The sequence below is a fragment of the Enterobacter sp. EC_64 genome, assembly GCF_019584165.1.
Lineage (GTDB): Bacteria > Pseudomonadota > Gammaproteobacteria > Enterobacterales > Enterobacteriaceae > Enterobacter > Enterobacter roggenkampii.
This window is the reverse complement of record NZ_VDAS01000094.1, coordinates 1-231: the sequence shown is the minus strand read 5'-3', so window position 1 is coordinate 231 and position 231 is coordinate 1. Positions and strand designations below refer to the sequence as shown.

The following is a 231-nucleotide window of genomic DNA, read 5'->3' as shown; positions in this document are numbered from 1 at the left end:
CCCCTATACGGTTAACCTTGCTACAGAATATAAGTCGCTGACCCATTATACAAAAGGTACGCAGTCACACCTCGAAGGTGCTCCCACTGCTTGTACGTACACGGTTTCAGGTTCTATTTCACTCCCCTCGCCGGGGTTCTTTTCGCCTTTCCCTCACGGTACTGGTTCACTATCGGTCAGTCAGGAGTATTTAGCCTTGGAGGATGGTCCCCCCATATTCAGACAGGATAC

The 231-nt window shown here is 50.2% G+C and carries 1 rRNA gene; it reads right to left on the bottom strand.

The features are described 5' to 3' along the window. Positions 1-231 (bottom strand): 23S ribosomal RNA (locus FHC52_RS22620); the annotation flags it as partial.